This window comes from Streptomyces sp. TLI_146 (assembly GCF_002846415.1).
Taxonomy (GTDB): Bacteria; Actinomycetota; Actinomycetes; order Streptomycetales; family Streptomycetaceae; genus Streptomyces.
On sequence record NZ_PJMX01000001.1, the window covers coordinates 8,533,561 to 8,560,193 of the forward strand.

The 26,633-nt window shown below is 70.5% G+C and carries 24 protein-coding genes and 3 pseudogenes; 19 read left to right on the forward strand and 8 right to left on the reverse strand.

What is annotated here, in order from left to right:
- The first annotated feature begins 151 nt into the window (after positions 1–151).
- The 3 genes from BX283_RS41935 to BX283_RS37970 all read left to right on the forward strand — a co-directional run bounded on the left by BX283_RS41935 (position 152) and on the right by BX283_RS37970 (position 1,972).
- Positions 152–277, forward strand: a complete 126-nt coding sequence (locus tag BX283_RS41935) for a hypothetical protein (protein ID WP_257584181.1) — start codon at positions 152–154, stop codon at positions 275–277.
- Positions 278–917: 640 nt separating this feature from the next.
- Positions 918–1,409 carry an IS630 family transposase gene (locus BX283_RS37965; RefSeq protein WP_101391904.1) on the forward strand — a complete coding sequence of 164 codons (492 nt, stop codon included), beginning with the start codon at positions 918–920 and terminating at the stop codon, positions 1,407–1,409.
- The gene (locus BX283_RS37970; protein ID WP_101391905.1) at positions 1,406–1,972 is read left to right on the forward strand and encodes a transposase; all 567 of its coding nucleotides are present in this window, start codon (positions 1,406–1,408) and stop codon (positions 1,970–1,972) included. Before BX283_RS37965 ends, BX283_RS37970 begins: the two co-directional genes overlap by 4 nt.
- Positions 1,973–2,202: 230 nt before the next feature.
- Here BX283_RS37970 and BX283_RS37975 read toward each other — a convergent pair whose 3' ends face one another.
- Positions 2,203–2,436 carry a hypothetical protein gene (locus BX283_RS37975; RefSeq protein ID WP_101391906.1) on the reverse strand — a complete coding sequence of 78 codons (234 nt, stop codon included), beginning with the start codon at positions 2,434–2,436 and terminating at the stop codon, positions 2,203–2,205.
- Between the two features lie 196 nt (positions 2,437–2,632).
- On the opposite strand from BX283_RS37975, the pseudogene BX283_RS37980 reads away from it, so the two are divergent.
- Together BX283_RS37980 and BX283_RS37985 are read left to right on the forward strand one after the other, a co-directional pair.
- Positions 2,633–2,971: pseudogene (locus BX283_RS37980) on the forward strand (ornithine decarboxylase); the annotation flags it as partial.
- A gap of 256 nt (positions 2,972–3,227) precedes the next feature.
- Entirely contained in the window at positions 3,228–3,953 is a 726-nt protein-coding gene (locus BX283_RS37985; RefSeq protein WP_101391907.1) for a hypothetical protein, read from the forward strand.
- A 501-nt stretch (positions 3,954–4,454) separates the two neighbouring features.
- Here BX283_RS37985 and BX283_RS37990 read toward each other — a convergent pair.
- A complete protein-coding gene (locus BX283_RS37990; RefSeq protein WP_143676604.1) occupies positions 4,455–4,931 on the reverse strand; it encodes a hypothetical protein in 477 nt (158 codons plus the stop codon).
- Between the two features lie 401 nt (positions 4,932–5,332).
- On the opposite strand from BX283_RS37990, the gene BX283_RS38000 reads away from it, so the two are divergent.
- The gene (locus BX283_RS38000; protein ID WP_101391910.1) at positions 5,333–6,343 is read left to right on the forward strand and encodes a quinone oxidoreductase; all 1,011 of its coding nucleotides are present in this window, start codon (positions 5,333–5,335) and stop codon (positions 6,341–6,343) included.
- Between the two features lie 140 nt (positions 6,344–6,483).
- On the opposite strand, the gene BX283_RS38005 is transcribed toward BX283_RS38000, so the two are convergent.
- Positions 6,484–6,960, reverse strand: a complete 477-nt coding sequence (locus BX283_RS38005; RefSeq protein WP_306822846.1) for a hypothetical protein — start codon at positions 6,958–6,960, stop codon at positions 6,484–6,486.
- Positions 6,961–7,307: 347 nt separating this feature from the next.
- On the opposite strand from BX283_RS38005, the gene BX283_RS38010 reads away from it, so the two are divergent.
- A complete protein-coding gene (locus tag BX283_RS38010) occupies positions 7,308–7,862 on the forward strand; it encodes a LysE family translocator (RefSeq protein ID WP_101391911.1) in 555 nt (184 codons plus the stop codon).
- 47 nt (positions 7,863–7,909) lie between these two features.
- Here BX283_RS38010 and BX283_RS38015 read toward each other — a convergent pair whose 3' ends face one another.
- The gene (locus tag BX283_RS38015) at positions 7,910–9,055 is read right to left on the reverse strand and encodes an endonuclease/exonuclease/phosphatase family protein (protein WP_101391912.1); all 1,146 of its coding nucleotides are present in this window, start codon (positions 9,053–9,055) and stop codon (positions 7,910–7,912) included.
- Positions 9,056–9,142: 87 nt separating this feature from the next.
- Here BX283_RS38015 and BX283_RS38020 point away from each other — a divergent pair, with 87 nt between their 5' ends.
- The 6 genes and pseudogenes from BX283_RS38020 to BX283_RS38045 form a co-directional block, all read left to right on the forward strand.
- Complete coding sequence (locus BX283_RS38020) at positions 9,143–9,838, forward strand: response regulator transcription factor (RefSeq protein ID WP_101391913.1); 696 nt, start codon at positions 9,143–9,145, stop codon at positions 9,836–9,838.
- A 10-nt stretch (positions 9,839–9,848) separates the two neighbouring features.
- Positions 9,849–10,946 (forward strand): HAMP domain-containing sensor histidine kinase, encoded by a 1,098-nt coding sequence (locus BX283_RS38025; RefSeq protein ID WP_101391914.1) that lies wholly within the window; start codon positions 9,849–9,851, stop codon positions 10,944–10,946.
- A 227-nt stretch (positions 10,947–11,173) separates the two neighbouring features.
- On the forward strand, positions 11,174–11,446 hold the full coding sequence (locus BX283_RS38030; protein ID WP_101391915.1) for a hypothetical protein: 273 nt from the start codon (positions 11,174–11,176) through the stop codon (positions 11,444–11,446).
- A gap of 145 nt (positions 11,447–11,591) precedes the next feature.
- Entirely contained in the window at positions 11,592–12,179 is a 588-nt protein-coding gene (locus BX283_RS38035) for a pyridoxamine 5'-phosphate oxidase family protein (protein ID WP_101391916.1), read from the forward strand.
- A 118-nt stretch (positions 12,180–12,297) separates the two neighbouring features.
- Positions 12,298–13,314, forward strand: coding sequence for an SDR family NAD(P)-dependent oxidoreductase (locus BX283_RS38040; RefSeq protein WP_101391917.1), 1,017 nt, complete (start codon positions 12,298–12,300; stop codon positions 13,312–13,314).
- A gap of 176 nt (positions 13,315–13,490) precedes the next feature.
- Positions 13,491–13,892 (forward strand): annotated as a pseudogene (locus BX283_RS38045) (serine hydrolase); the annotation flags it as partial.
- 614 nt (positions 13,893–14,506) lie between these two features.
- Here the strand turns inward: BX283_RS38045 and BX283_RS38055 are convergent.
- Positions 14,507–16,159: an MFS transporter gene (locus BX283_RS38055; protein WP_101391918.1), complete on the reverse strand. Its 1,653-nt coding sequence runs from the start codon at positions 16,157–16,159 to the stop codon at positions 14,507–14,509.
- Positions 16,160–16,312: 153 nt separating this feature from the next.
- Positions 16,313–16,960, reverse strand: coding sequence for a TetR/AcrR family transcriptional regulator (locus BX283_RS38060; protein WP_101391919.1), 648 nt, complete (start codon positions 16,958–16,960; stop codon positions 16,313–16,315).
- 142 nt (positions 16,961–17,102) lie between these two features.
- Between BX283_RS38060 and BX283_RS38065 the strand changes: the two genes are divergently transcribed.
- The 5 genes and pseudogenes from BX283_RS38065 to BX283_RS38085 form a co-directional block, all read left to right on the forward strand.
- Positions 17,103–18,248: a VOC family protein gene (locus BX283_RS38065; RefSeq protein ID WP_101391920.1), complete on the forward strand. Its 1,146-nt coding sequence runs from the start codon at positions 17,103–17,105 to the stop codon at positions 18,246–18,248.
- Positions 18,245–19,186, forward strand: a complete 942-nt coding sequence (locus BX283_RS38070) for a fumarylacetoacetate hydrolase family protein (protein WP_101391921.1) — start codon at positions 18,245–18,247, stop codon at positions 19,184–19,186. Before BX283_RS38065 ends, BX283_RS38070 begins: the two co-directional genes overlap by 4 nt.
- Positions 19,183–21,075 carry an acyl-CoA synthetase gene (locus BX283_RS38075; RefSeq protein ID WP_101391922.1) on the forward strand — a complete coding sequence of 631 codons (1,893 nt, stop codon included), beginning with the start codon at positions 19,183–19,185 and terminating at the stop codon, positions 21,073–21,075. Before BX283_RS38070 ends, BX283_RS38075 begins: the two co-directional genes overlap by 4 nt.
- Positions 21,072–22,598, forward strand: coding sequence for a bifunctional 3-(3-hydroxy-phenyl)propionate/3-hydroxycinnamic acid hydroxylase (locus tag BX283_RS38080; RefSeq protein ID WP_101391923.1), 1,527 nt, complete (start codon positions 21,072–21,074; stop codon positions 22,596–22,598). The genes BX283_RS38075 and BX283_RS38080 overlap by 4 nt, the downstream gene beginning before the upstream one ends.
- Positions 22,599–22,626: 28 nt before the next feature.
- A pseudogene (locus BX283_RS38085) lies at positions 22,627–22,739 on the forward strand (transposase); the annotation flags it as partial.
- Between the two features lie 358 nt (positions 22,740–23,097).
- Here BX283_RS38085 and BX283_RS40930 read toward each other — a convergent pair.
- Both BX283_RS40930 and BX283_RS38090 read right to left on the reverse strand, forming a co-directional pair.
- Entirely contained in the window at positions 23,098–23,331 is a 234-nt protein-coding gene (locus tag BX283_RS40930) for a hypothetical protein (RefSeq protein WP_180356963.1), read from the reverse strand.
- 71 nt (positions 23,332–23,402) lie between these two features.
- Positions 23,403–24,353: a MerR family transcriptional regulator gene (locus tag BX283_RS38090; RefSeq protein ID WP_101391924.1), complete on the reverse strand. Its 951-nt coding sequence runs from the start codon at positions 24,351–24,353 to the stop codon at positions 23,403–23,405.
- Positions 24,354–24,486: 133 nt separating this feature from the next.
- Here BX283_RS38090 and BX283_RS38095 point away from each other — a divergent pair, with 133 nt between their 5' ends.
- A complete protein-coding gene (locus BX283_RS38095; RefSeq protein WP_101391925.1) occupies positions 24,487–26,013 on the forward strand; it encodes an alpha/beta fold hydrolase in 1,527 nt (508 codons plus the stop codon).
- Positions 26,014–26,633 lie beyond the last annotated feature (620 nt).

A 26,633-nucleotide genomic window follows, 5' to 3' on the forward strand; every position in this document is an offset into this window, starting at 1 on the left:
GTGGCCTGTGCCTGTGGCCAGCGCCCCCTATGGGGGAGCGCATCGGCTGGTACTGGTGGGATGCCCAGCGCATGACACGGCGGGACCGGCGGCCATGACCGCCCTTCCCCTTGGCCTGCTGCCCCCCGGGACCTTCCCTCGCCTGGAGCCCGTGCGTGTGCGGCACGTCATGTGGGCGGGGCTCCTCGATGAGCGCATCACCGCCGTACGCCGCTGGGAGACCGAGGAGCGCCGCGCTCAGGAGCGGCGCCCGCCACCGGCAAAGGCCGCCTCGTGATCCACACCAAGCTCAGCCCGACCGCACCCCAGTGCTGGGCCCACGTCGGGGCTGAACGCTGCACACCGGCCACCTGGGAGCAGGCACGGGCCGCCCGAGCGAGGGGGGCGCCGAGGCGTGCTCACCGACTATTACCGCTTCTTCGCACTCATCGGCGTCTGCCGCCCTTGTCTACGCGGCGCTCTTGGATGCGGAATCCTGGCCGTCGTGGTCCGCCTATGCCGACGTCGAGTGGGATGTTCCTGCGGGAGTCGACCGACCGGCATGCGTGGGTGACCTACGCACCATCCGTTCCCACTGGACGCGTGTGCTGCCGCGAGCGCGTCGTCGAGATGGTTCCCGACCAGCGGCTCAGCTACGAACAGGCCGCAGGGCTGTTCACATCTCATCGAGGCTCTGTGGACCTGACCCGAGCCCCCCATGGCGGCACCGACATCACCTGGTCAGCGACCTACCGGCACCCCCTCCCTCTCCTGGACATGCTCAGGAGACGGCGCCTGCAGGTTTGGGCCCACGATCTCGCGTCGTACGCCAACTCAATCGTGAGCCGTAACTCCTACTGAGTTTTTCGTTAGTTCTGTGGGTGCGGAGGCAACAGTAGTGTGAGGATGTTGGCGTGTCTTCTGAGCCTCCGCCCGTTGTGTCCGAAGTCCCCGTTCCGCCGCTGACGCGACCGCAGTTGGCCGAGGCCCGGCGGATGCGTGCGGTGGAGTTGTTCGAGCAGGGGCGTGCTGATTCCGAGGTCGCGCGGATGGTGGGGATCCACCCCGAGAGCGTGCGCCGGTGGAAACGCCTGTGGGAGCAGGGAGGGGTTGAGGCGCTGCGGCGACGGCCGGCCACCGGCCGGCCGCCCAAGCTGGACGACACTCATGTCGAGACGGTTCGGGCCGCGTTGGAACAGGGCGCCCAGGCGCACGGGTTCGAGGCCGACCTGTGGACCCTGGAGCGGGTCGGCATCGTGATTGAGCGGCTGACCGGGGTGACACTGGCGCGGGCATCGGTGTGGCGCGTGCTGACCGGGCGGCTGGGGTGGAGTCTGCAGCGGCCCCGGCGCCAGGCCGTCGAGCGGGACGACGCCGAGATCGCCCGATGGGTCACCCAGGAGTGGCCGCGCATCAAAAAGGGGCGGTGAAGAAACGTGCGTGGATCGTGTTCTTCGACGAATCGGGGGTGTCCCTGCTGCCCCAGGTCCGCCGCACCTACGCGCCCCGCGGCCGCACTCCTCTCCTGCGGCACCGGCTGAACTGGAAACGCGCCGGGATGGCTGCCGCGCTGGGCTACCACGCCGCCGACCCCGGGCGCGGTCCGCGGCTGTGCTTCCACCTCAAGCCGGGCAGCTACGACACCACCTCCCTGATCGAGGTGCTGGAACAGGTCAAAACCTTCTACGCCGGCGAGTCGGTGGTGCTGGTGTGGGATGGACTGTCCGCGCACTGGAGCCGGGCCATGCGCGCCTGGGCAGCGGAGCAGGACTGGCTGACACTGGAGCGGCTGCCCGCATACGCACCCGAACTCAACCCCGTAGAACTACTGTGGTCGGCCATCAAGACCCGCGAGCTCGCCAACCTCGCCGGCGACCACCTCGCCGACGCCGCCGAATCAGGCATCCACCGCATCTGCTCCAACAGCCAACTCCCGTGGTCCTTCCTCACCCACACCGGACTGACCATCCACCCCAACCAACCACAGAACTAACGAAAAACTCAGTAGAAGTACAGCCCACGTTCATGATCCGATCTTTTGAGGCGCCTTCAGCAGATGAGGCTGCAGCCCGGCATGACGACTCCTCGACTGTACGGAATGACGGTGTGTTCACCATCTGCTCTTGAGGGTCACCCCGCAATCGGCGAAGGTCCGTGGGTGGCGCAGCGCGTCGCGGGGCGGGCTCGTGTCGCGCGATCGGCTTACGAGTGTTGTGCGGTCGCCTACGAGCCGGAGCGCTTCTGTGCCTCGGTATTGGGGGTGAGCGCGTCCCTGGCCTCGCCGTCCTCGTCGCGGCCGCGGTGTCCGTGCTCTCGTCGCTCCGGGTTCTCGGGCCTGGTCGCCGCCTCCTCGATCTCCCGGAAGACCTCGTCCAGCGCGGTGTCCTGCTCGCCGGTGGGGCCGCCCTTGTCGTCCTTGCCCGAGGGGGTGTGGCCCGAGGGGGTGTGGTGGGTCATGGATCTGCCTTTCGCTCTGATCAACGCACCGTGGAAGGCCGGGTCCCCGGCTCTGGTCGGGTGCCCGGCTCGCGGCGGATGACACGGGTCCGGGGTACGGAGACCGGTTCGGCCGATTCGCCACGACCGCACCCGGGCGGCGGTGGAGGGGGTTACCGGGAGCGGCTTGTGGGGCACCCGGCCCTCATGCATCTCGCTGACCGCGCTGAGGGACCTCGTGGACCACGCCGACGCGCAGCGCCCCGCGCCCGAGGTCGCCGTCCCGGAGCCCGAGGACCTGCGGATGACACAGGCTCGGCTGCCCCGGGACGCGTATTTCAGCGATACGGAAGGCGTGTCCTGGAAGGAGGCCGCGGGCCGGGTCGCGGCGGAGATGGTCACGCCGTATCCGCCGGGCATTCCGGTGATCCTGCCCGGTGAGGAACTGACCGAGCCGGTGCTGCGCTACCTGCGCAGCGGTGTCGAGGCCGGGATGAACCTGCCCGACGCGGCGGACACGCGACTGGAGACTGTACGGGTCGTCGCCGAGGGCTGACGTCCCCGGCCCGGCTCCCGCCCCAGGGGCGCCGGCCGGGGCCGGGGCGCAGGCCCGTGTCCGGTACCGCCGGGGCTTGGTGTCGCAGGGCCGAAGGCGGGTCCCTAGCGGGGCGGCTCCGGCGTACGGTCCATGCCCGGGCGCGCGGGTCGGCCGCGCCGTGCTTCGGTGCGGCGGAACCCGGTTGGATGCGGGCCGTGTCTGTTCCAGCACTGAGCTGCTTCACCGGAAGCAGACACCACAGAGGGGGGAACCGATGCGTCCAACGGATATCACCGCGCGCGCCGCGCTGGTGGGAACGGTCGTGATGACGGCGACTGTGGCGGTACTGGCGACCGCGCCCTCGGCGGCCGCCGAGGACTTCGGGCCCGACACCTGCCGCCAGGGCTACGTGTGGCGCGAGGCCCGGCCCAGCGATCATGTGTGCGTCACGCCGGCGACGCGAGACCGGGCGCGGTACGACAACAGCCGGGCCGCAGGCCGCCGCGACCCGGGGCACGGGGGATACGGGCCCTATGCCTGCAAGGAGGGTTACGTCTGGCGCGAGGCGTTCAGTGGCGACATGGTCTGCGTGGAGCCGACGACCCGCTCCCAGGCCCGGCAGGACAATCAGCTGGCCGACTCCCGCAAGGTGTCCGCACGGCTGTGGAAGACCCGCTGGTTCGCGGCCCCCCGGTGCGACGGGGGCACCTGCACCGCGCCTGACGGCATCGCGCGTATCCAACTCAACGGCGACCACTACAACTACGGCCAGGTGAGGGTCTTCATCAGGCGCAACTCCGACAACCGCCTCGTGTGGTCCGCCACCGCCACCGCCCACGCACAGCAGGGTTACGCCGGCGGCGCTTTCGGAATCCACACCAACCTCAACGACTGCTCCCGCCAGGACCGCCGACCCAACGGCTACGCCCAGGCCTACGACGTCGTCTCGGGCCGCTGGTCGGCGCGCACTCCTGTCACGATCGGCTGCGCGGTGCTCTGAGCGCCTGGTGCCCTGGGGCGTGTGGGCCGCGCCCCAGGGCGTCCTGACCTGGCTCCAGGGGGGCGGCTAGCGGTGGCCCCACTTTCGATCCTCGTCACCGGTGGACGGCGAGGTTGGCCGAGGCCGGCTGCCGCAGCGCTCCGAAGTGCGCTTCGATGCCTATCAGCCGGTAGGTTTCGCCGCCTCAATGCACCACATCGCAGGGAGGAATAGGGGGGGCAGCTGCCACCAGCCAGTCCAGGGGCAGCAGTAGTGCAAAGCGGGCTTGGTGGTGTCTTGCTCTACGTGACTGACCTCATCCTGCGTACGACAGCCGACGTATGGTGGCTCGCAATATGCACAAGGTCCTGCGCGCACAACGCAGTGCCGCGACATTCTTCTCGAAGCACCGGGCTGCAGTTTACGGCGAAGTCGACTGCTGATCGTTTTCGGTGCTTAGGTCCTCGCCTGGGCCGAGTGGCGAGGGAGCGGCGACATATGCCGGCATAGCCGGCGACGAGGTCAGTTGTTGCAGCGGACCACCAGGTCGTCGAGACGTACGGCTCTGGGTGCTCTGTCGGAGCCGAGGATGGCCTCGACGAAGGCGTTGTTGTTGGACTCCGCGTGCCAAGTGACCCGGACGAGCTGGTAGTTGCCGTTGGCCACGAGCCAGGGCGCGTTGGTGGCCAGCTTGACGCCCTGAGGGTTCCAGACTCTGAGTTCGAACTGGAGGTCCTGGTCTGGCTTGACGTAAATCTCGGCTGTGCACATCGTCGTGTTCCAGATGTTCGTACCGAACCGCGCCCAAGTGCCCTCGCGGGCCCATCCCTGGGTGGTGGACAGCCAGCCGTTGACCCGGCCGGATCGGGCAGCTCCGCCGCCGTTCTCGAAACCGGTCAGGCCATCACCGCCCGTCAGACTGTCCCATGCCTGCATGTCGTAGCCTTCGAAGCCGTTGGTTATGACCTTCTCCTCGGCCTGCGCCGACGGTGACACCATCAAGGCTGCCAGGGGTAACAGGGCCAGGACGGCCGATCTGGCCGTAGCGCGGACGTACTTCCGCATGGTTTCCCCCAAGGATTGCTGCAGTCGATGACCGGTCCAGGCTTGCGCACGCTCTCCGGGACTGGCTGCATCAGGTTGTCGGTGCTCGGCGGAGACGGTGAAGTGCGCTGCCTTCCTTCGCTGTCGGGACTTGAGGGTGCCATCGTTTGCCGACCGGCGACCGATGCACCTGTGAGAGGAGCAGCACGCGGTGGCCGGGAAGGCCCGCCCAGGACGACTCCATTCGGGCGGCGCTGTCGAATCCGTCGGTGCGGAAGCGGCGGGCTGGTCTGCTTGCCGGGAATCGGATCGCCCTCAACGGGGTTGGTGGGGGAAAAGCCGTTATTGGAGGGGTCATGAGGGCGATTCAGGTGTACGAAGTGGGCGGTCCCGAGGTGTTGCAGGAGGCCGAGGTGGACCAGCCGCGGCCGGGTCCGGGCGAGGCGATCGTGGAGGTCGCCGCATCCGGGGTCAACTTCCTCGACGTCTACCACCGCGAGGGCCGGTACAGCCTCCCGCTGCCCTTCACCCCGGGCGCTGAGGGTGCCGGCACCGTCGTCGAGGTTGGACCCGGCGTCGCTGACGTCGCAGTAGGGGACCGGGTTGGTTGGGTGGAGATTCCCGGCACGTATGCCGAGCGGGCGGTCGTGGACTCCTCCCGGCTGGTGCCGCTGCCCGACGATATCGGCTTCGAGACAGCCGCCGCCGTTCTCCTCCAAGGCATGACCGCGCACTATCTCGTCAAGGATGCCTACCCGGTTCAGGGGGGCGACACGGTGCTCGTGCATGCGGCTGCTGGTGGCATGGGGCTGCTTTTGACCCAGCTCATCACCCATCTCGGCGGCAGGGTGATCGGCACGACGTCGACCACGGCGAAGGCCGAGCTGGCGAAGCGTGCCGGGGCCGCTGAGGTGATCCTTTCCTCCGCAGTCGACGATCTCGCAGCCGAGGTGAGGCGGCTCAACGGCGGTCAGGGACTGCCGGTTGTCTTCGACGGCGTCGGCGCGCACACCTTCGACGCGAGCCTCGCCAGCCTGCGAACCCGCGGCCATCTCGTGCTCTTCGGAGCGGCAAGTGGTGCCGTGCCTCCGTTTGATCCGATTCGGCTCGCCCACGGCGGTTCGCTGACCCTGATCCGGCCCAGCCTCGGGGACTTCGTCGCCGATCGGTCCGAACTGCTCCGACGGGCCACCGATGTGTTCGAGTGGGTGCGCTCCAAGGCACTTGAGGTCACCATAACGGGCCGCTACGCACTGTCCGAGGCCTCCCAGGCCCACAGCGATCTGGAAGCTCGGCGTACCACCGGCAAGCTGCTCCTCGTACCCGATGCGGCCGCTCTTGGACGCCGGGAGGAGACGCAGAGCTGATCGCGGGTGACGAGGTCGGGGATCTTGAAGACTGAGATGTCGAGGGCATGGCCGACCGTCATCGCCAAGATCCCCGACAGCGTCAGGCACTCAGCCTGTCGCTCATGGTCCGGCGTCGATCGCGGGCTCCCAGGTGGATGTCAGTCCCACGCGTTGAAGAGCACTCCGCCCAACGTGGTGATGCCGTAGTAGCGCACCTCACGCCACTCGCCCTTTGTGAGCACCGAGGTGTCCACGTTGGAGAGTGGTGTGGCGAGTTGTTCAAAACTAAGGGCCATGAAGCCCGCGTCAGTGAAAACGTGAGCCCACGGCGGCGGGGCGAGGAACTCCTCTTCGTACCAGTCCCGACGCGTCTGGGCGAAGGCGATCCAGGGGTGATGAGCGTGACACAGGACGATGTACTCGTCCGTGCGTGTGATGATCGTTGCGGTGTGGAAGGTCCGGGGGTATGCCTGTTCTTCCAGTTCGCCCACTTCGCCTGCGACGACGCGGGCAGCGGTATACAGAGCAGCGCGGAACGCCCGCAGGTCAGTCTTTGGGAGCGGGCCGTCCTTCGGGTGGATGAAGCCTGTTGCCCCCCGCGGCAGCGTGAAGCCGACCTTCCCCTCGTTGCTCATGCCGCTCATTTTGCCCGGCGCGAGGCGCATCGGTGGTCGTAGGTATCGTGAACTGTCGGCTCATAGACTCTCCGTCACGCTCCGCGACGGCCCAGGCGAGAGTATGCGGAACTCGGCCCGCCTCGCGGTCAAGAAGGCCAACGTCGTGAAGGAAGCCGGGAAAGCCGCTGCCGAGAGCAGCGTGACCGCCATGAGCGGCGCACCCCCCGGGAAAAGCCCGACGGGACGGAAGTTCGTCGAGGAGTACCGCGAGGCCGGTTACACGGAGTGCCCCGGGGTCTTCGCCGACACTACGTACGACGCCACTTGGGCGGCGGTGCAGCCCGACCGTACGGAAGTAGTGGTCGGTGGCGGGCGCCACGACCGTGGACACGGACTCCTTCGAGCGGGACACGCGATCTTCAGTGCATTGCCTCGGCGTCACCGCCCTGCTCACCGCCTCCCACCTGGGGTACGAGGTCCTGCGCTGGGCGGGGGCCGCCTACCTGGTGTGGATGGGGGCTCGCATGCTCCTCAACACCCTGCGCGACAGGTGGAGTCAGGCGGTGTCCGGCTCGTCCCCGGCCGGTCCCACGGCACCCGGCTTCGCAGGGGCGGCGACCAACACCTTGGTCGGCGGCTGGCGGCAGGGCGCTGTGACCAACCTCCTCAACCCGAAAGCGGGGGCCCTCTACGTCGCCCTCCTGCCCCAGTTCATCCCGGCGGGAGCCTCGCACCTCCCCTTGGGCCTGCTGCTCACCAGCGTGCACGTCACCCTGGGGCTGGCCTGGTCGGCGGTCCTGATCGCCTTCACCCGTATGCTCCGCGACTGGCTGCGCAAGCCACGGGCCCAGCAGCTCCTGGACCGTGTCACCGGCACGCTCATCGTCGGCTTCGGACTGCGTCTCGCCCTCGCCGACTAGGGTCGCGACCCCCACGGGATCGGCGGACTGCCGGCCGACAGCGGTGTTCACCAGCTGATCGCGGCCGCCACCGGCCGGTGGTCGCTGCCGGTGGCGGCCAGCACCCACGAACTCACCGGCTTCACCCCGCGCACCAGGATCTGGTCGATCCGTGCCACCGGGAACCTCGCCGGCCAGCTGAAGCCGAAACCGTCCCCGGCGACGTCCTGGGCCGAGCGCAGCCGCGAGGTGATGGGATGGAACGCGCGGTCGTCAGTGGTGCCGTTCAGATCGCCGAGCAGCACCACCCGTTCGTTCTGCTCGGCGGCGAGGGCCTGGGCGAGGGCCGTCGCGCCACGGTTGCGGCTCTCCGTCCAGAAGCCGGTGCTGGGAAGCACGCGTACGGACCCCAGGTGGGCCACGTACACCGCCAGCGGACCCTGGCGCGTGGCCACCGTGGCGCGCAGCGCCCGGTTGTAGGTCATCTTGACGTCGAGCGGCTTGGTGTTACCGAGCGGCCCGGCGTCCATCTTGATGTCGACGGGCCGGGTGTCCGACAGCGGCAGCGTGCTCCACAGCCCGACCGTGCCCTGGACGGTGTGGTACGGGTACGCCGTGGCCAGTTCCTTCTCGTACAGCGGCTTCGCCTGTGCGGTGACCTCCTCCAGCGCGAGGACGTCCGCGCCGGAGGCGGCCAGGCGGCGGGCGGTGCCGGTGGGGTCCGGGTTGTCGGCGTCGACGTTGTGGCTGACGACGGTGAGGTCGCCGCCCGAGTGGGACTTGTCGCTCAGCAGCCCGCCGAAGAGGTTGAGCCACACCACGGCCGGAAGGAGCAGCGCGAGGACGGCGGAGGGGGAGCGACGCCACAGGGCCGGTGCGAGGAGCAGCGGGACGAAGAGGCCGAACCAGGGCAGGAAGGTCTCCACCAGGCTGCCGAGGCCCGCACGATCCGTGATCTGCGCGTGCAGCAGCAGGAGCAGGCCGAGCAGCAGCGCCAGTGCGGTCAGTATCGGTCCGCGTCTCCAGGTCCCGGGCTGGGCGGCGCTGCGGATGACCCGGCGGATGCCCGTGCGCCACGCCGGTGTGCCGGACTGTGGGCGGTCGGCGCCTTCCGTTTCGGGGCGCGGCGTGGCGACAGCCGGGATCTCCCCCTCGGGGTCCGGCGCGCCGGGGACGAGACCGCTCGGACGTGCTGATGACGGGTGTCGATGCATGGCGCCAGTCAAGGCGGCACCCTGTTGCGCGCACGTATGCGGATTTCGATACGCCGACGATATGCGGCGGCTCGTAGCATCGATTCCATGCGCGTGTTGATCGTCGAGGACGAGCCCTTGCTGGCAGAAGCGATCCGGGACGGGCTGCGCCTGGAAGCGATCGCCGCCGACCTCGCAGGCGACGGAGACACCGCTCTGGAACTGCTGAGCATCAACACCTACGACATCGCCGTTCTCGACCGCGACATCCCCGGGCCGTCGGGTGACGAGATCGCCGGGCGCATCGTCGCCTCCGGCAGCGGTATGCCGATCCTCATGCTCACCGCCGCCGACCGCATGGACGACAAGGCCTCCGGGTTCGCACTCGGCGCCGACGACTACCTCACTAAACCCTTCGAGCTGCGAGAGCTGGTGCTCAGGCTGCGAGCGCTCGACCGCAGGCGCGCCCACAGCAGACCGCCCGTGCGGGAACTCGCGGGGCTGCGGGTGGACCCGTTCCGCCGAGAGGTCTACCGAGGCGGCCGCTTCGTCGCGCTGACCAGGAAGCAGTTCGCCGTGCTCGATGTCCTCGTCGCCGCCGAAGGCGGGGTCGTCAGCGCCGAGGAACTCCTGGAGCGTGCCTGGGACGAGAACGCCGACCCGTTCACCAACGCCGTACGCATCACCGTCTCGGCCCTGCGCAAGCGGCTCGGCGAACCGTGGATCATCGCCACGGTGCCCGGCGTCGGCTACCGCATCGACGCCCCGCCGCAGCCCGGACCCGGGGGAGACGCGCGTGGATAGGGCGCCCGGGGTGAGCGTGCGCCTCAAACTCACCCTCAGCTACGCCGGATTCCTGATGGTGGCCGGCATTCTGCTGCTCGGAGCGGTATGGGTGTTCCTCCTGCGGTACGTTCCCGACCGCGCGATGCTCATCAACCCCGATGACGAGTTCTCGGGTGGTGTCTTTCCCGTCCGCTCGGCCCTCCTGGACGTCTTCGCCCCCAGGGCGGCCGCGGTGCTGGCGTTCCTGCTGCTCTTCGGCCTCGTGGGAGGGTGGATCCTCGCCGGGCGCATGCTCGCCCCGCTGACCCGCATCGCCGATGCCACCCGCACGGCCACCCATGGATCGCTTTCCCACCGCATCCGGCTGCCGGGCCGCAAGGACGAGTTCCGCGAACTCGCCGACGCCTTCGACGTCATGCTCGAACGCCTCGAAGCACACGTCGCCGAACAGCAGCGGTTCGCCGCCAACGCTTCTCACGAGCTGCGTACCCCGCTGGCGATCTCCAAGGCCCTCCTCGACGTGGCCCGCACCGATCCCCAACGCGACACCGCCGAACTCCTCGAACGCCTCCAGGCGGTCAACACCCGGGCGATCGACCTCACCGAGGCACTGCTCCTGCTCAGCCGGGCCGACCAGCGGTCCTTCACCCCAGAGCTCGTCGACCTGTCCCTCCTGGCGGAGGAGGCCACCGAAACACTCCTGCCTCTCGCAGACCGGCGCGACGTCACCATCGAGACCAGTGGCGACATCACCCCCACGACCGGATCGCCCACGCTCCTGCTGCAGCTGACCACGAACCTCGTGCACAACGCGATCGTCCACAACCTGCCCGAACAGGGGACCCTATGGGTCACCACCACCCTCCGCCCCGAGAGCGTGGTGCTCACCGTCGAGAACACCGGTGAGCAGGTCACGGCGGAGCGGGCCGCGACCCTCACCGAACCGTTCCAGCGCGGCACCGAACGCGTACACACCGATCACGCCGGTGTCGGTCTCGGCCTGGCCATCGTCAAGACCATCACCCACGCACACAACGGAACCCTCACCCTCACTCCGCGCCCCGCCGGAGGGATCCGCGTCACGGTGGAACTCCCCGCGACCGGGGCGCATACCGACGCGGGGTGAGGCGGTGGGGCAGCGGGGGCGGGGGAGGGGGCCGGCTCGCGTCGCCCGGCCATGAGCCGCGTCCCGGCCCGTGGCCTCTGCTCTTGGACAGAGACCGCACCGCTTCCCTATGCCTTTGGAAGAGCGCAAAGCCGTCTCCCAGGCTGACGCCTGCGCGTACGCGAGCGCTGAGGATGGATGTGTTGCCAGGCCACTACCAAAACCACCACAACCACAAGGAGCCCCCCATGAGCACCCCTGAGAGCGCGTCCTCCACTCGGCCGACCGATGGCCCCTCGCGCACGGAGATTGTCCTGGGCAGGACGCTGTGGAGCGTCGGTGCGGTGGTCTCCGCCCTGTCCGTACTTCTCCTGGTCGGTGCCTGCGCCACGGACACGGCAGCGGGTGAGTCGTGGCAGCCCGCCGGAGTGCTCGGGATGATCGGACTCCTCCTCGGCGCGACGATCCTGGCCGTCGCGGTGGTGGCCCGACGGGTCACGAGGAAGCCGACGCACCAGTAGAGCGGGTGGCGGCGCGGTGAGTGCGGCTGAGAGGTCGTGATCGGCGGCAACTCGCCGCGCCCGTAGGGAGGGTGACCGTCCCGGGTCGGATAGAGCTCGCAGGGTCGTTAGACAGCCGAACGGTTTCCTTACGTAATCCTTAGACATGGGAAAGACCTACGAACGCATCGACGGCCGCCTGCGCACCTTCATAGAGCAGCAGCCGATCTTCTTCACCGCGACCGCTCCGCTGACCGGCGACGGCACGGTCAACCTCTCCCCGAAGGGCCTCAAGGGCTCCTTCGTGGTGCTCGACGAGGAGCGGGTCGCCTACCTGGACTTCGCCGGCAGCACCGCGGAGACGATCGCGCACCTGCGGGAGAACGGCCGGATCACACTGATGTGGTGTGCCTTCCAGGGGCCGCCCAACATCGTTCGCGTACACGGCCGGGGCGAACCGGTCTTCCGCGACGACGCGCGCTTCACGCAACTGCTCGCACACTTCCCGGACATCGACCCGGCCCTGCACGGGCTGCGCGCGATCATCGTGGTGACGGCCGAACTCGTCCGTGACTCCTGCGGGTACGCGGTGCCCTTCATGTCGTACGACGAGGAGCGCGACCTGCACGGCAAGCGCTTCTGCCGTGAGGACGACGCGTCGCTGAGCGCGTACTTCGCCAAGAAGGAGCACATCGCGCAGAGCATCGACGGCCTGCCCGGGCTGCCCCTCCCGCTGCCGCCCAGCACCTTCTGAGGCCGGTTCGCGTCGGGGGCTGTCGGTGGTTCATCGGCGATGTGTCGGTGGCCGCTGAGACGGTGGTCAGTGGTTGCCGGTCGACGGCAGCCGTCGTCACCAGCAAGGGAGCCCCGTTGTGACGCCGTCCGCCCCCTCCTCCGTCCCGCCCTTCCCGCCGTGGAACGTGCACCGGCTGCCGCGTGCAGACGGCAGTGTCTTCCTGGTCACCGGCGGCAACGCCGGGATCGGCTACTTCGTCGCGGAGCAGTTGTCGGCAACCGGAGCAACCGTCGTACTCGGCAGCCGCGATCCGGCGAAGGCCGAAAGGGCCACGGCGTCGATACGCGGACGTGTGGCCGGGGCGCGGGTGCGGGCCGTACGGCTGGACCTCGCCGACCTCCCGTCGCTGCGCGCCGTCGCGGACTCGCTGGAGGTGAAACGCCTCGACGCGGTGGTCCACAACGCGGGCGTCGCGCTCGACGACCCGCCGCGCCAGGAGACCGGGGACGGACACGAGCTCATGTTCGGCACCAACCACCTCGGGCACTTCGCGTTGACCCGGTGGCTGATGCCGTTGCTGTCGGCGGCTCCGGCGGCCCGTGTGGTGACCATGGGCAGCTTCGCGGCGAAGTCCGAGCGGCTCGACCTGGACGACCTGGAGTCGCGGCAGGACTACCGGCCCAAGCGCACCTACGGTCGGTCCAAGCTGGCACAGATGTACTTCGGCGTCGACCTCGACCGCCGCCTGCGTGCTGTGGGCAGCACGGTGACGAGCGTGGTGGTCCACCCCGGCGGCGCGCTGGACTCCCTCACCCCTTCGCGGCCGCCCCTCCATGTGCGGGGGACCGGCGCGCGGCTGGGCGCGGCACCCGCTGCCCTTCTCCTCCAGGGCAAGCACGCCGGTGCGTGGCCGGCCGTCCGCGCGGTGCTCGACCCGGCCGTGCGCGGGGGGCGACTGTGGGGACCGCGTGTCTTCGGCCTGCGCGGTGAGCCCCGACCCGAACCGCTGTGGAACCACCTGGCCGACTCCTTTGTCGCGGCGCGGCTGTGGGACGTGAGTCGTGAGCTGACCGGCGTCGAGCCGCGTGTCACCCCCGGACAGCTCCAGGACCCCACCGACGGTGCTGCAGCACCTCCCCGGCCCCGGTCGTAAAGCAGCGCGGACTAGGCACCATCCGAGCGGCCATCCCGCTACGGCCGATGCCGCCCTGGAGTGGCCTGCCGCTGAGCGATATCGGTCACCTCCTCCCGGCTTCCTCACGGCCCGGCGGTCACAGGCCGCCGGGCACGCCACCGCCGAACAGCTTGCCGACCGGGCGATGACCCCGAGGCCGCGGGAGGCCGCTCGACGTCACGCTCCTCAATCCCAGCATGGCTGTCGGCTCCGGTGCACTCATCAGCAGCGTCCGCGACCTCGGCCGCTTCTACGCTGCACTGCTCGGCGGCGAACTACTACCCCCAGCGCGGCTCGCCGAGATGACCACCACCGTCCCGTCGCCCGGACTCGGCATCGACGGCGCACGGTACGGACTCGGCCTCGCCGAACTGCCGCTCCCCGGCGGTGGCAGCTACTACTCCCACTTCGGCGAACTACTCGGCTACCACGCCTGGGCAGGCGTCACGGCAGACGGTTCGCGGACGGCGGTCGTGTACGTCACCGGAGATGGCACCAAAGCGACTATCGGCGCGATGTCTGCGCTGATCAAGGGCGGCGTCGGCGGCACGCTCTGAAGCCGGGCACGCACTTGACCGGTGGGTGTTGTGCCGGGTCCTGGCGCCGTCCCTCTTCCCGTCATGGAGTTGCCGCGTGAGGAGGCTTGAGACAGCCGCCGTTTAGCCTCCCCGTACTTCGCATCAGGATCGGGTACAGCCGAAGCCGAGTGCGCTTTCGTCCTGCTGGCCGACCAGAAGATCTGTCCTCGGGTGCGAGGTCGTGCCGCATACCGGTGCGGTTCAGCTGACCGGTGCTCAGCAGGACCCACACGCGTTCCGCTCCGGGCAAGGCATCCTCACACCACAGCGTTACCGTGAGGTCGACAAGTCCGGCTGCGCGAGCCGAGGACGTGACGCCGGTGACGGTGACCTCGTCGACGAAGTAGGTCCCCATGGTGGCACCGTCGCCGTCGAGGAGGTCGAACCAGGCGTTCCCCGCCATGGCACGACGAAGACCGGCATGAGCGACGCTCGGCAAGGCTTTGGCGGCGTTCGCACATCCGCAGGTCGGGGCCGAAGCCGGGCTGGTGCAGTACCTCGGCGTCGGACGCACGGCGGGTGAGGGCGATCACTTACTCGGTGTCGCCGCCGTCCGCTTGGCCGCCGCTTCGCGATCGTCGTGATCCCGCCCGCTACGGCCGGTCTGCGGTGGACGCGTTGAGTACGTCCGTGTCCCTGCCCAGGGCTGTGGCCTGCTGCCTTGTGGTGGCCTCGGGCTCGGGCTCGGCGGACCAGTGGGGCTGCGGGGCTGCGGCGTTGGCCTTCCGGCCGAGGCGCGGTGCGATCGCGGCGCAGGCGATGGCGGCGACCGCCAGAATCGCTGCGATCACTTCCATCGCGGAGGTGAAGCCGGACATGAAGGCGTCGCGGACGGCGGCGGCCAGCGCGGGCCCCTGGGCGCCGAGGCGGGCCGCGACTTCGAGTCCGCCGGCGGCGGAGTGGTGCACGGTCTCGGTGACCTGGGCGGGCAGGCGGGACAGGTCGTCGGGCAGTGCGGAGCGGTAGTGGCTGGAGAACACCGAGCCCATCAACGCGATGCCGATCGCGGAGCCGACCTCGCGGGCGGTGTCGTTCATGGCCGAGGCCACCCCCTGGCTGTCGGGGCCGAGGGAGTCGACGATGGAGCTGGTGCCGGTGGCACTGGTCAGGCCGATACCGGCCCCGGCGAGGACCAGGGCGCCGAGGAAGGGTAGGTAGCCGCTGTCGGTGTGCAGGCGGGTCAGCCAGAACATGCCGCCGGCCAGACACAGCAGGCCTGCGGGCATGACCGCCTTGACGCCCAGGCGCTGGGCCAGGCGCGGTGTGACCACTGAGGTGGGCAGGACGACGGCCGCGACCGGTATCAGTGCGACCGCGCTGTGCAGCGGGCTGTAGCCGAAGATCAGTTGGAGGAACTGCAGACCGACGAAGAAGAACCCGAAGACGGCCATGAACTGCACCAGGATCGCCAGCGTGCCCGCGCCGAAGCCGCGCAGTTTGAACAGGCGCGGGTCCAGCAGCGGGTGGCGGCTTCGCAGGCCCAGGACCACGTAAGCGGCCAACGCCACCACGGCGACCGCGAACGCGGCGATGACCTCCGGGCGGCTCCAGCCCCGGTCGTTGCCCTCGATGATCCCGTAGACCAGTGCCCCCACCGTCAGCGCGGTGGTGGCCGACCCGGGGAAGTCGAAACGTTCCCGCACCGAGCTGCGCGTCTCCGGGGCCAGCAGCAGCGCGGCGAGCGCGCACACCGTGGCGGTGGCGGCGCTGGTCCAGAAGATCGACTTCCAGGAGAACTGCTCCAGCAGGCCGCCGGCGGCGAGCATGCCGATGATGGCCCCGGCTGCGGCGAAGCCGGACCAGATCGCGACCCCGCGGTCCTTCCTGTCCTTGGGCAGGACCGCGGTGATCGTCGACAGCGTCCCCGGCATGATCATGGCCGCGCCGAGGCCCATCACCACCCGGCACACGATCAGGTGCGAGGTGGAGGAGGAGCAGGCCGCGAAGACCGCGGCTGCGCCGAAGACGACGTTCCCGGCGATCAGGACCTTGCGGCGCCCGATCCGGTCACCGAGCGCGCCCAGCGGCAGGACCAGCGCGGCCAGCGCCACGGTGTAGCCGTCGGCGATCCAGGTCAGCGCCGAGTTGGTGGCGCCCAGTTCCACGGCGAGGTTCGGCATCGCGAGGTTCAGCGCGGAGACCGAGGCCACGACCAGCACGAGGGAGAGGCACATGGCGAAGAGCACGTCGCTCTGGCCGCCACGACTTGTTCGGGCAGGGGAGTTGCTGTACTCGAGCATCTTCATGCCATCCATCGTAACTGATGTTGTCATCAGTTACGATGTGACGATCAGCCGCGGCTCACGGGTGCGCCCCACAAGGTTGGGGATGCGGCAGGCCCCCGCACCGTGGAACGGTGCGGGGGCCTGGGCGGGCGCGGGGTCGGCGGACCGACGGGGTCAGGGTAGGTCGGGCAGGGGGCGGACGGAAATCTCGTGGGCCTCCTCCGCGGGGAGCCCGAGCATACGCAGGATCATCTCGGCCATCTGCTCGCCGGCCTCTGCGCCGAGGTCGCGCGCCGAGTTGAGCTGGAGCAGGCCGATCAGCGCGCCGCCGACCGCGGACAGGGCCACCAGCGGATCTTCGAAGGTGAAGCGGCCGGACGCCTTGCCGACCTCCAGGTCGCGCAGGGCGCGCGGCCCGAGCCCGGTGGCGGCGTTGATGTGCGGCAGGCCGCGCAGGCGCAGGATCTGGGTGATCTCGGGGTGCGAGGCGGCCAGCCGCAGCGTGAGGCGGACGCTGGTGGCGAAGACCGCGGCCGGGTCGTCGATGCCTTCGGTGACGCTGTCGAGCAGCTGGCCGTACTCCTCCAGGGCGTCGCCGACCGCGGCGTCGAACAGGTCGTTCTTGGTCTCGAAGTGGTTGTAGAACGTGCCGAAGCCCACGTCGGCGCGTTCGGCGATCTCCTGGATGCTCGCCGAGGTCTCGCCGGTCTCGGCGAGGATCTGCCGCGCGGCGGCGATCAGCGCCTGGCGGGTGCGCGCACGGCGGCGCTCGAAGCGGTTGGTACTCGCGGGGCCGTCAGTGGTGTCGAGCTGGTTCGGCATAGCGCCAGTCTAGGCGGCATTCAGATCTGATGACTCCATCACTCTGACACTTGACGATTACTCCGGCAAGACTGATGCTTCTATCAGTTCAGAGCTTCTCATCAGAAGCGTGTCCGTGTGAGCCACCCCTGACGGAGCCCCCATGCCGAACGACCGTGCCCGCCCGCCCGGGCACACCACCGCCCACCAGGACCTGCACAGCGAGCACGGGGCGCTGCGCGGGGAGCACCCCGGCCGCGCCCGGCAGCCCGTGATCAAGGTGGCGGACCTGGCCTGGCTGGAGTTCGAGAAGCCCGACCTGGCCCGCGCCGAGGTGTTCGCCCGCGACTTCGGCTTCGCCGTCGCCGCGCGTACCGGCCAGGCGTTGTACCTGCGCGGCACGCTGCCCGGCTCGGCGTGCGTGGTTGTGCGGTGCGGCCGCACCTCGCGGTTCCTGGGGCCGGTGTTCCGGGCCGCCGAGCGCGCGGACCTGGACCGCCTGGCGCGAGCCACCGGCCATCCGGTCCGCGACCTCGGGGAGTTCGGCGGCGGGCAGGTCGTGGACCTGGTCGACCCGTCCGGCCTCCCGGTCCGCGTCGTCCACGGCACCGAGCAGCTCCCGGCCCTGCCCGAACAGCCCCCGCTCCTGCTCAACTTCGGCGGGGAACGGGCCCGGACCAATGCCACCCAGCGCCCGCCGCGCGAACCGGCCCGCATCCAGCGGCTGGGCCACGTCGTGCTGGAGACGCCGAGGTTCAGCCGGGCCCTGGACTGGTACCTGGAGACCCTCGGCCTGATCGTCAGCGACTTCCTGTTCCTGGACGGCCAGCGCGGACGCGGGCCCACCATGGCGTTCATCCGCTGCGACCAGGGCAGCACGCCGGTCGACCACCACACCCTCGCGATGCACCTGGGCCCGCGCACCGGCTACGTCCACTCCGCCTACCAGGTCACCGACCTCGACGCGATCGCCGCCGGCGGGCAGTACCTCGCCGAGCGCGGCTACAAGCGCAGCTGGGGCATCGGCCGGCACATCCAGGGCAGTCAGCTCTTCGACTACTGGCGCGACCCGGACAAGCTGATGGTCGAGCACTTCGCCGACGGTGACCTGTTCTCCTGCGACCTGGAACCCGGCTGGGCCCCGATGTCCGCCAGCGGCCTGGCCCAGTGGGGCCCGCCCGCCACCCGCGACTTCCTCGGCGCCAACCCCACCCCCGCCCTGATCCGCGAAGTCGTGCGCGCACTGCGCGCCGACAACGAGATCGACCCCGGCCGCCTGCTGGGCCTGATGAAAGCGACGAACCGATGAGCGTCAACGTCCTGCGCACAGCCGACGGCTGGTACGCCGTCCGTGATCCGCGCGCCGTCCGCGTCCGGACCGCGGCCGCCACCACCGCCGAACTGCTGGCCGACCGGGACGCCGTCACCGCTGCCGTGAACGGCACCGACCCCGGCGTGCCGGTCGCCGATCTCGCGGTGCTCTCCCCGATCACCCCGGGCTGCCGGGTCGTGGCCCAGATGGCGAACTTCGTCTCGCACGCGGCCGATGCGGGCCTTGATCCGAAGAGCGTCCCGCTCGCGTTCTTCCGCAAGGCGTCCGGGTCGATCAGCGGCCCCTACCAGGACATCGTCAAGCCCGCTCACGTGCGGCTGCTCGACTACGAGGTGGAGATCGGCCTCGTCCTCGGCGCACCGCTCCCGGTCGGCACCGAGGTCTCACCCGCGAACCTCGCCGACTACGTCGCCGCCCTCGTGGTCACCAACGACGTCTCCGCCCGGGACCTGCAACTGCCCAAGACCCAGTTCTACGAGGCGAAGTCCTACCCCACCTTCACCCCCACCGGGCCGGCGCTGGTGCTGCTGGAGGAGGGCGACCTCGGCCGGTTCGCCGAACTGCGGTTGCGCCTGTGGGTCAACGGCGAGCTACGGCAGGACATGCCCGCCTCCGACATGATCCACCGGCCGCTCAAGGCCCTCCAGGCGCTCACCGGCTTCCAACGGCTGGACCCCGGCGACCTGCTGCTCACTGGCACCCCGGTCGGCACCGCGCTCAGCGCGCCGCCCAAGCCGGTCGAGATCCTGGGCTCGCTGCTGCCGGCCGCGACCAAGTGGCGGCTGTTTTTCAAGGCCCAGGCCAAGAATCCCAAGTACCTGCGGGACGGCGACCTGGTGGAGGCATCCGTCGCCACCGACGACGGCACGCTCGACCTGGGCCGCCAGCGCACGACGGTGAGGTACGCCCGGTGAGCGAACTGCTGTGGCCCCACTACGCCGCCCCTTCCGACCTGGCCGCGATCGAGGCGGTGCCGCTTGAGGCCCGTGGCCTTCCTGCCTCCACCTACGACCTGCTGGCCCGGGCCGCGCGGCTCTGGCCCGGCCGCACCGCCCTGACGGTGCTCCCCGACGCCGAGCGGTGGCGCGGGCCGCTGCGGTGCACCTTCGCGGACCTGCTGGCCGGAGTGCACCGCTATGCCAACGTCCTGCACCGGTTCGGGGTCCGCCGCGGTGCCCCGGTCGCGCTGATGGCGCCCAACTGCGCCGAACTCATCCCCGCGACACTCGCCGCGCAGCTCGCCGGCATCGCCGCGCCGCTCAACGGCGCTCTCGCCCCCGCGCACCTGGCCGAGCTGCTGCAGCGCTCCGGTGCCAGGGTCCTCGTCGCCGCGGGCCCGGAGCTGGCCCCGGACGTCTGGGCGAAGCTGCCCGAGTTGGCCGAAGCGCTCGACGCGGTCCTGGTGCTTCGGCCCACGGCGGCAGTTGGCGATCCCGCGCCGCTGCCGCGGATCGACGGGGTACTCATCGCCTACCTCGCCGACCTGGCCCAGGCCGAGGACGCGTCCGCATTCACGGGAGAACCGCCCCGGCCGGCTGACCTGGCCGCGTTCTTCCACACCGGCGGCACCACCGGCACCCCGAAGCTCGCCGCCCACACCCACGAAAGCGAAGTCGCCAACGCCTGGATGATCGCCGCCAACTCGATGCTCGACAGCGACGCGGTGGTCTTCGCCGCCCTGCCCCTGTTCCACGTCAACGCCCTCGTAGTGACCTTGCTCGCGCCGCTGTTCAAGGGCCAGCAGGTGGTGTGGGCAGGGCCGCTCGGCTACCGCGAACTCGCCCTGTACGGGGAGTTCTGGTCGATCGTCGAGCACTACGGCATCACCGCCATGAGCGCCGTGCCGACCGCCTACCAGGTGCTCGCCCAGTGCCCGGTCGGCGCGGCGGACATCAGCAGCCTGCGGTACGCCATGGTCGGTGCGTCGCCGCTGCCCGACGCCGTCCGCACCGCGTTCGAGGCCCGCACCGGGGTGACGCTGATCGAGGGCTACGGCCTGACCGAGGCCACCTGTGCCAGCGCCCGCAGTTTCCCCGACGCGCCGCGCCCCGGCGCGGTCGGGCAGCGCATGCCCTACCAGCGGGTGAAGGTCGTCCACCCGGATTCGGGGGCGGAGCTGCCCACCGGGCAGACCGGCCTGCTGGCGATCGCCGGCCCGACCGTGTTCGCCGGCTACGTCACCGGCCGCGACACCCAGGGCCGTCCGGTCCTCGACGGCCTCGGCAAGCTCGTGGACGGCTGGCTCGACACCGGCGACCTGGCCCGACTCGACGCCGACGGGTTCGTCCGCCTGGCCGGCCGTGCCAAGGACCTGATCATCCGCGGCGGCCACAACATCGACCCGGCCGTCATCGAGGACGCGCTGCTCGCCCACCCGCACGTCACCGGCGCGGGCGCAGTCGGACGCCCGGACCCGCACGCGGGCGAGGTCCCGGTGGCGTACGTGACCCTCGCCCCGGAGAAGGACGTGAGCGAGGACGAGCTCCGTAAGTGGGCCGCCGAGCGCGTCCCGGAACGCGCGGCCGCACCGAAGTCCGTCACCGTCCTCGCCGCGCTGCCGGTGACCGACGTCGGCAAGCCCTACAAGCTCGCCCTGCGGTCCGACGCCACCCGGCTCGCTGTCGCAGAGGCCCTGGCCGGTCATGGCCACGACGTGGAGGTCGACGCCGCGGTCGAGGACGGGTCTGTCGTCGTGTCCGTCGGCCCCGGCACTGGTGACCGTGAGGCCATCAGTGCGGTCCTCGACCAGTACGCCCTGCGTTGGACGTGGTTCCCGGTGACGCCCGGACCGGTGGCGTCATGACCGCCGACACCATCCCGGTGGCCGTGATCGGCGCCGGCCCCACCGGGCTGACCGCGGCGACCCTGCTGGGCCAGTACGGCATCGAGACCCTCGTGCTGGACCGCTGGCAGTCGGTCTATCCACTGCCGCGGGCGGTCCACCTCGACGACGAGATCTACCGGCTGCTCACCCGACTCGGCATCGCCAGGCAGTTCGCCACCATCTCCCGCCCCGCCCACGGCCTGCGGCTCCTTGACCGCGACCTGCGGGTACTGGCCGAGTTCCGGCGCGGCGCCGACCTCGGGCGACACGGCCACCCCGAGGCCAACATGTTCGACCAGCCCCAACTGGAGGCGCTGTTGCGCGCCAACCTCGAACGGCACCCGGCCGTCACCCTGCGCGGCAACGTGGACGTCACCGCGGTCGAGCAGTCCGGCGGCGGCCCGGTGCGGGTACGGCTCACCGACCGGAGCACCAGCGAGACCAGCACCGTGACGGCCCGGTACGTGCTCGGATGCGACGGCGCCAACAGCCTGACCCGCTCGACGGTCGGCGCCACCATGCACGACCTGGCCTTCGCACAACGCTGGCTGGTCGTCGACGTCGCCACCGACGCCGACCTGCACCAGTGGGACGGCGTGCACCAGGTCTGCGACCCGGTACGTGCGGCCACCTACATGCGCATCAGCGAACGCCGCTACCGCTGGGAGTTCCAGCTCCTGCCCGGCGAAAGCGCCGACGACTACCCCGACATGACCCGTCTGCACCCCCTCATCCGGCCCTGGACCGGCGACGTCCCCGCGGACGAACTGGAGATCATGCGCATGGCGGAGTACACCTTCCGGGCCCAGATCGCCGACCACTGGCGCGAGCGGCGCGTCTTCCTGCTCGGCGACGCCGCCCACCTCACCCCGCCCTTCATCGGCCAGGGCATGGGCGCGGGCCTGCGCGACGCCGCCAACCTCACTTGGAAGCTCGCCGCCGTCCTCGACGGCCGTCTCCCGGAACAGGTACTGGACAGCTACGAGGCCGAACGCAAGCCCCACACCCGAGCGATGATCACCCTGGCGAAGCTGGTCGGCACCGCCATGACCGCAGGCGGGGACACCGGCAGCGCGCTGCGCCGCATGCTCGCACCCCACCTGCACCTGGTTCCCGGTCTGAGCAACCGCATACTCGACAGCCGGACCCCGGCCCTGCGCCGTTCGACCCTGGTGGACCGCAGGCGGCTCAGGCGCGGCCTCGCGGGACGTCTGTGCCCCAACGCCCAGCTGCCGGACGGCCAGCGCTTCGACGACCTGGCCGCCGGCCGCTTCGCGCTGGTCACCTCCGCAGCCGTCACCCCGGCGCTGCGGGCCGAGGTCCAGGACCGCGGCGGTGTCCTGGTCACCGCCTCCCCCGGCACCGCCCTGCACCGCTGGCTCCGCCGGGGCCGCACCGTAGCGGCGCTGGTCCGCCCCGATGGCACCGTCCAGCGCACCGCACGCGACCCGAAGGCACTGCGCAGGCTCCTGCCCGCACCGAGCCCCCGCAGGCGTACCTGATTTTGGTCTTGATGCAGGGCGAGGCAAGTTGACGGACGCCGCATGGGAGCGGATTGGCCCCCGTTGCCGCAGAAGGGGGGACGTGGCCGTCCGTGGTGTGACCGCCGCCAGGCGTTCAACGGTGTGCTGTGGCGGCTGCGGGCGCGGCTCAGTGGCTGGAGCCGTTCGCGGCCGCTGGGTCAATCAGGCCCAGGACGAGTACCGCGACTTCGTACTCGCCAGTCGGCGGCGACACGAGGCGCCGAGTTGACGACCGCTTGCGTGCTGCCCAGTTGTCGGCGTACACGGGACCTACCCGTGTACGCCGACAACTGGGCACCAACCGTCAGACTCCTTGCCGGTCCAGCGAGCGACAGTTGTCGTGCTGACCGGACCGGGCAACCGGCCGTCGCGGGGAACTGCTGGCGACTACCACCGCACTGCATCACAGTCCCCGAGAGCCACCACCGCCGAACAACTCCTCGCGAGTTAACGCTCGCAACAGCTCGCAAACTACAAGTCACAGCCCCAGGTCGCAGAAGCCGGACTCGCAAACTATCCGTTGACGTAACACCGGGTAGCGGAGCGTGGTGCCTTCGTTGCTCCGCCTGATGTCGTGGCGCACCGTCGGGGCCCGGGCGTTGGCACCGTCGCGTCGCAGCGCTCCGGCGCGGCGCAAACCGTATACGCCGAGCCCGAAGGAGACGGTGGCGATGGTCAGGGGGATGGGGGTGAAGAGCCACGCGCGTTGCATGGCTTGCGCGACGCATGCGACGGGTTCGGGTTGCGGGTGGAACGGCTCGACCAGGGCAATGCCTCTCGCGCTCAGGCAGCCGCTTCGGCGGTCTGGGCGGTCAGCGCCGCGAGCAGCCAGTCGTGGCTCACCCCGGGAGTGGCCACCGGCCGGCCGTCCGTGGAGCCGGTCACCTCGGCCACCAGGTCCCAGTACGTGTCGATCCGTGGATCCGACATGAGCCACGGGCCCAGCGCACGACGGAAGTCAGGGGTGTCGCGCGTGCGCCGCGAGGCCGCGTACGCCTCGACGAAGCAGTCCAGCGCTTCGCCCGCGCGCGGCGCCCGACCCCGCCGCAACTGCGCGCCCGCCAGCTCGTAGGCCTCAGCCAGACCCGCGTACAGCACTTCGGGACGGAAGTCGGGCGAGGAGGTGTGCGCCGCCGGCTGGCACGGCTCGCCCGCGACACATGGCTGCGTCACGAACGCGGTGAGCCGGGCGAAGGCCAGCACCTGCGCGGGCGCCGGATCCTCGGGCGGTGCCGGAACCGCTGCGTCGAAGAACGCCGAGCGGGAGCGCGCCGACATCCTCGGCGGCAGCCAGGCCCGCCAGAACCGCACCAGAGGATCGGTGCTCGGCGGGGCGGCCACCGCGCCGAGCAGCCGCAGCCGGTCGGCACGCTCCTGCGGCGCGCACTCCTGAACCAGCCGCAGACCCGCCTCGCGCCACCGCAACGCCCGCATGTGGTCGCCCAGTTCCCGCAGTTGCCCCGCGACGGCCCTCTCCAGCGCCTGCCCGCCCGTGCCGTCGTCCTCGTCGAGGATCCGCCGCACCTCGGGCAGCGGCAGGTCCAGCGCGCGCAGCGAACGGATCAGCCGCAGTCGATCCAGCGCGGCCGGACCGTAGCGGCGGTGCCCGCCCGAGCTGCGGGCAGCTTCCGGCAGCAGCCCGCCATCGGAGTAGAAGCGGACCGTCTTGACGGTGGTGCCCGCGTGCTCGGCGAGTTCACCGATGCTCCACAGGCCGTCGGGGGAAAACGACACTTGAACCTCCCTCAGGGGGAGTTCCTACCGTACCGGTGAGCGCGGACGGCCGATCAAGGACCAACGGGGGTGCCGTCCGCGCGCAGACCACCGAGCACAGGGGGTGTCTCGGCAAGAGGGAGAGGAAAGATCCATGACCGCGTTCATCCTGGTATCCGGCACGTTCACGGGCGCATACGTGTGGAAGGAGACGGCGGCGCGGCTGACCGCGGCGGGCGCCGAGGCGCATGCGGTGACGCTCACCGGACTCGGCGAGCGCCGGGCGGCCGCGGGCCCCGGCACCGACCTGGAGACGCACATCGCCGACGTCCTCGCGGCGATCGACGCCGTCGGCGCGGACCGAGACCTCGTGCTTGTCGGCCACGACTACGGGATCCACCCCGTGCTCGGCGCCGCCGACCGGCGTGCCGGGCGCATCGAGCGGATCGTCTACGTTGACGCGGGCATGCCGATGGACGGCCTCCCGGCGCTGGCCGCCGTACCCGACCAGGCGCTGCGCGACGAGCTGACGCGCCTTGCAGAGCTGGGCGGCGAGGCGGCGACCGGGCTGCTGCCCGCCCCGGCCGACGCCGCCGAGTGGCAGCGGTGGGGCAGCACCGCGGGTGTCGCCGAGCGGGTGCTGGAAGAACTGACCCAGCTCGCCGCGCCGCAGCCGCTCGCCACCCTCCTGCAGCCGCTGCGTCTGACGGGCGCGGTGGCAGCCGTGCCGACCAGCGCCGTGCTGTGCAGCGGCAACGGGGCGGGCATCGAGCTGGTCCAGAACATGGTGAACCTCGGCCACCCCGCCCTGCAGGCCTTCGTCGACCCGCGGGTGTCGTTCTTCGAACTTCCCACCGGGCACTGGCCGATGCTCTCCATGCCCGCCGAGCTGGCCGACGCACTGCTGGCCGCGGCCGCCGGACAGGGCCACCGGCTGTCTGCGGCCAGTGCCGAACTCCCTGCGCACCTGCGGCCTTTCCCCCTGGACGTGCCCGACGTGCCGCGCGAGCGGACGGGCAACGTCGACCTGTACGTACCCGCAACCACCGGCAATGAGCCGCTGCCCGCAGTGCTGTTCGTCCACGGCGGCCCGGTGCCCGCCGACACCCGGCCGACGCCAAGGGACTGGCCGATGTACGCCGGGTACGCCCGCCTCGCGGCCGGGCAGGGGGTGGTCAGCGCGGTGCTCGATCACCGGCTGCACGACCTCGCGGACTATCCGCTCGCGGAGCAAGACGTGAGGGCGGCGGTGGACTTGCTGCGCACCGATCCCCGGGTCGACGCGGACCGGATCGCCTTGTGGTTCTTCTCGGGCGGCGGCCCGCTCTGCGCGCCGTGGCTGGGTGCTCCGCCGGTGTGGCTGCGCTGCTTGGCGGCCACGTACCCGGTGATGGCACCGCTGCCGAACTGGGGGTTCGGCGAGAGCCGGTTCCGCCCGGCGGACGCGGTGCGTGCGGCGGGCGACCTGCCGATCGTGCTGACCCGGGTGGGGCTGGAGATGGCCGAGATCGCCGCGACCGTAGAGGAGTTCCTGGCCGAGGCCAGGCACTGCGGGGCCGAGGTCGAGGTGGTCGACGTCCCGAACGGCCACCACGGCTTCGAGACGCGCGACCCCGGCGACGAGTCACGCGAGGCGGTCCAGCGCGCCTTGCACTCGGTCCTTGCGCACCTGTGGGCCTGACGGCACCGCGGGCCGCAGCACACGGTGCCCGCGGCCCGCGGCCCGACCGTACGCCTCAAGGGGCATCATGATCCACATGACTTCCGCAGCGTCCGGGCGCGGGGATCACTGCCGCCGCCATCCGTTCAACCCGGCGGACACTGCGGGACCACCCCCGCAGGCGCGGGGACCACTTGAGCTCGCGGTGCGTGCCGACCAGCTCCTTGGATCACCCCTGCGTGCGCGGGGACCACTTCGCTCCGCGAATTCCTTTGTCTGGCTAGTACTCCCCGCACTTCGTGATGGGGCGTTGAGGCGTCGCGGGTCAGGTGTGCGAGGGGTGGCTCGAATATCGGAGGGCTCCTATGGGGGCGGCTCGGTAGGGTCGGGCCGTGCACCCTGATGAGAGCGGCTCTGCGTCCCATTACCGGCAGCGGTGGTAACACCGCCTCCAGCCGCACTCCCTGTTCGTCTGCCAGAGCTCCACGAGCCATCCGAAGATCGTTCCACAATAAAGATCAACATCTCAAACACGCCTTAGGGCCACAGGGAGTCCGCCATCACCACGGCCGCGCCCGGGGAGGCCGCTATTCGGCGTCGTGATCCTCCTTCGGTCAGGGCGCTCGCCTGGTGCCATGGGT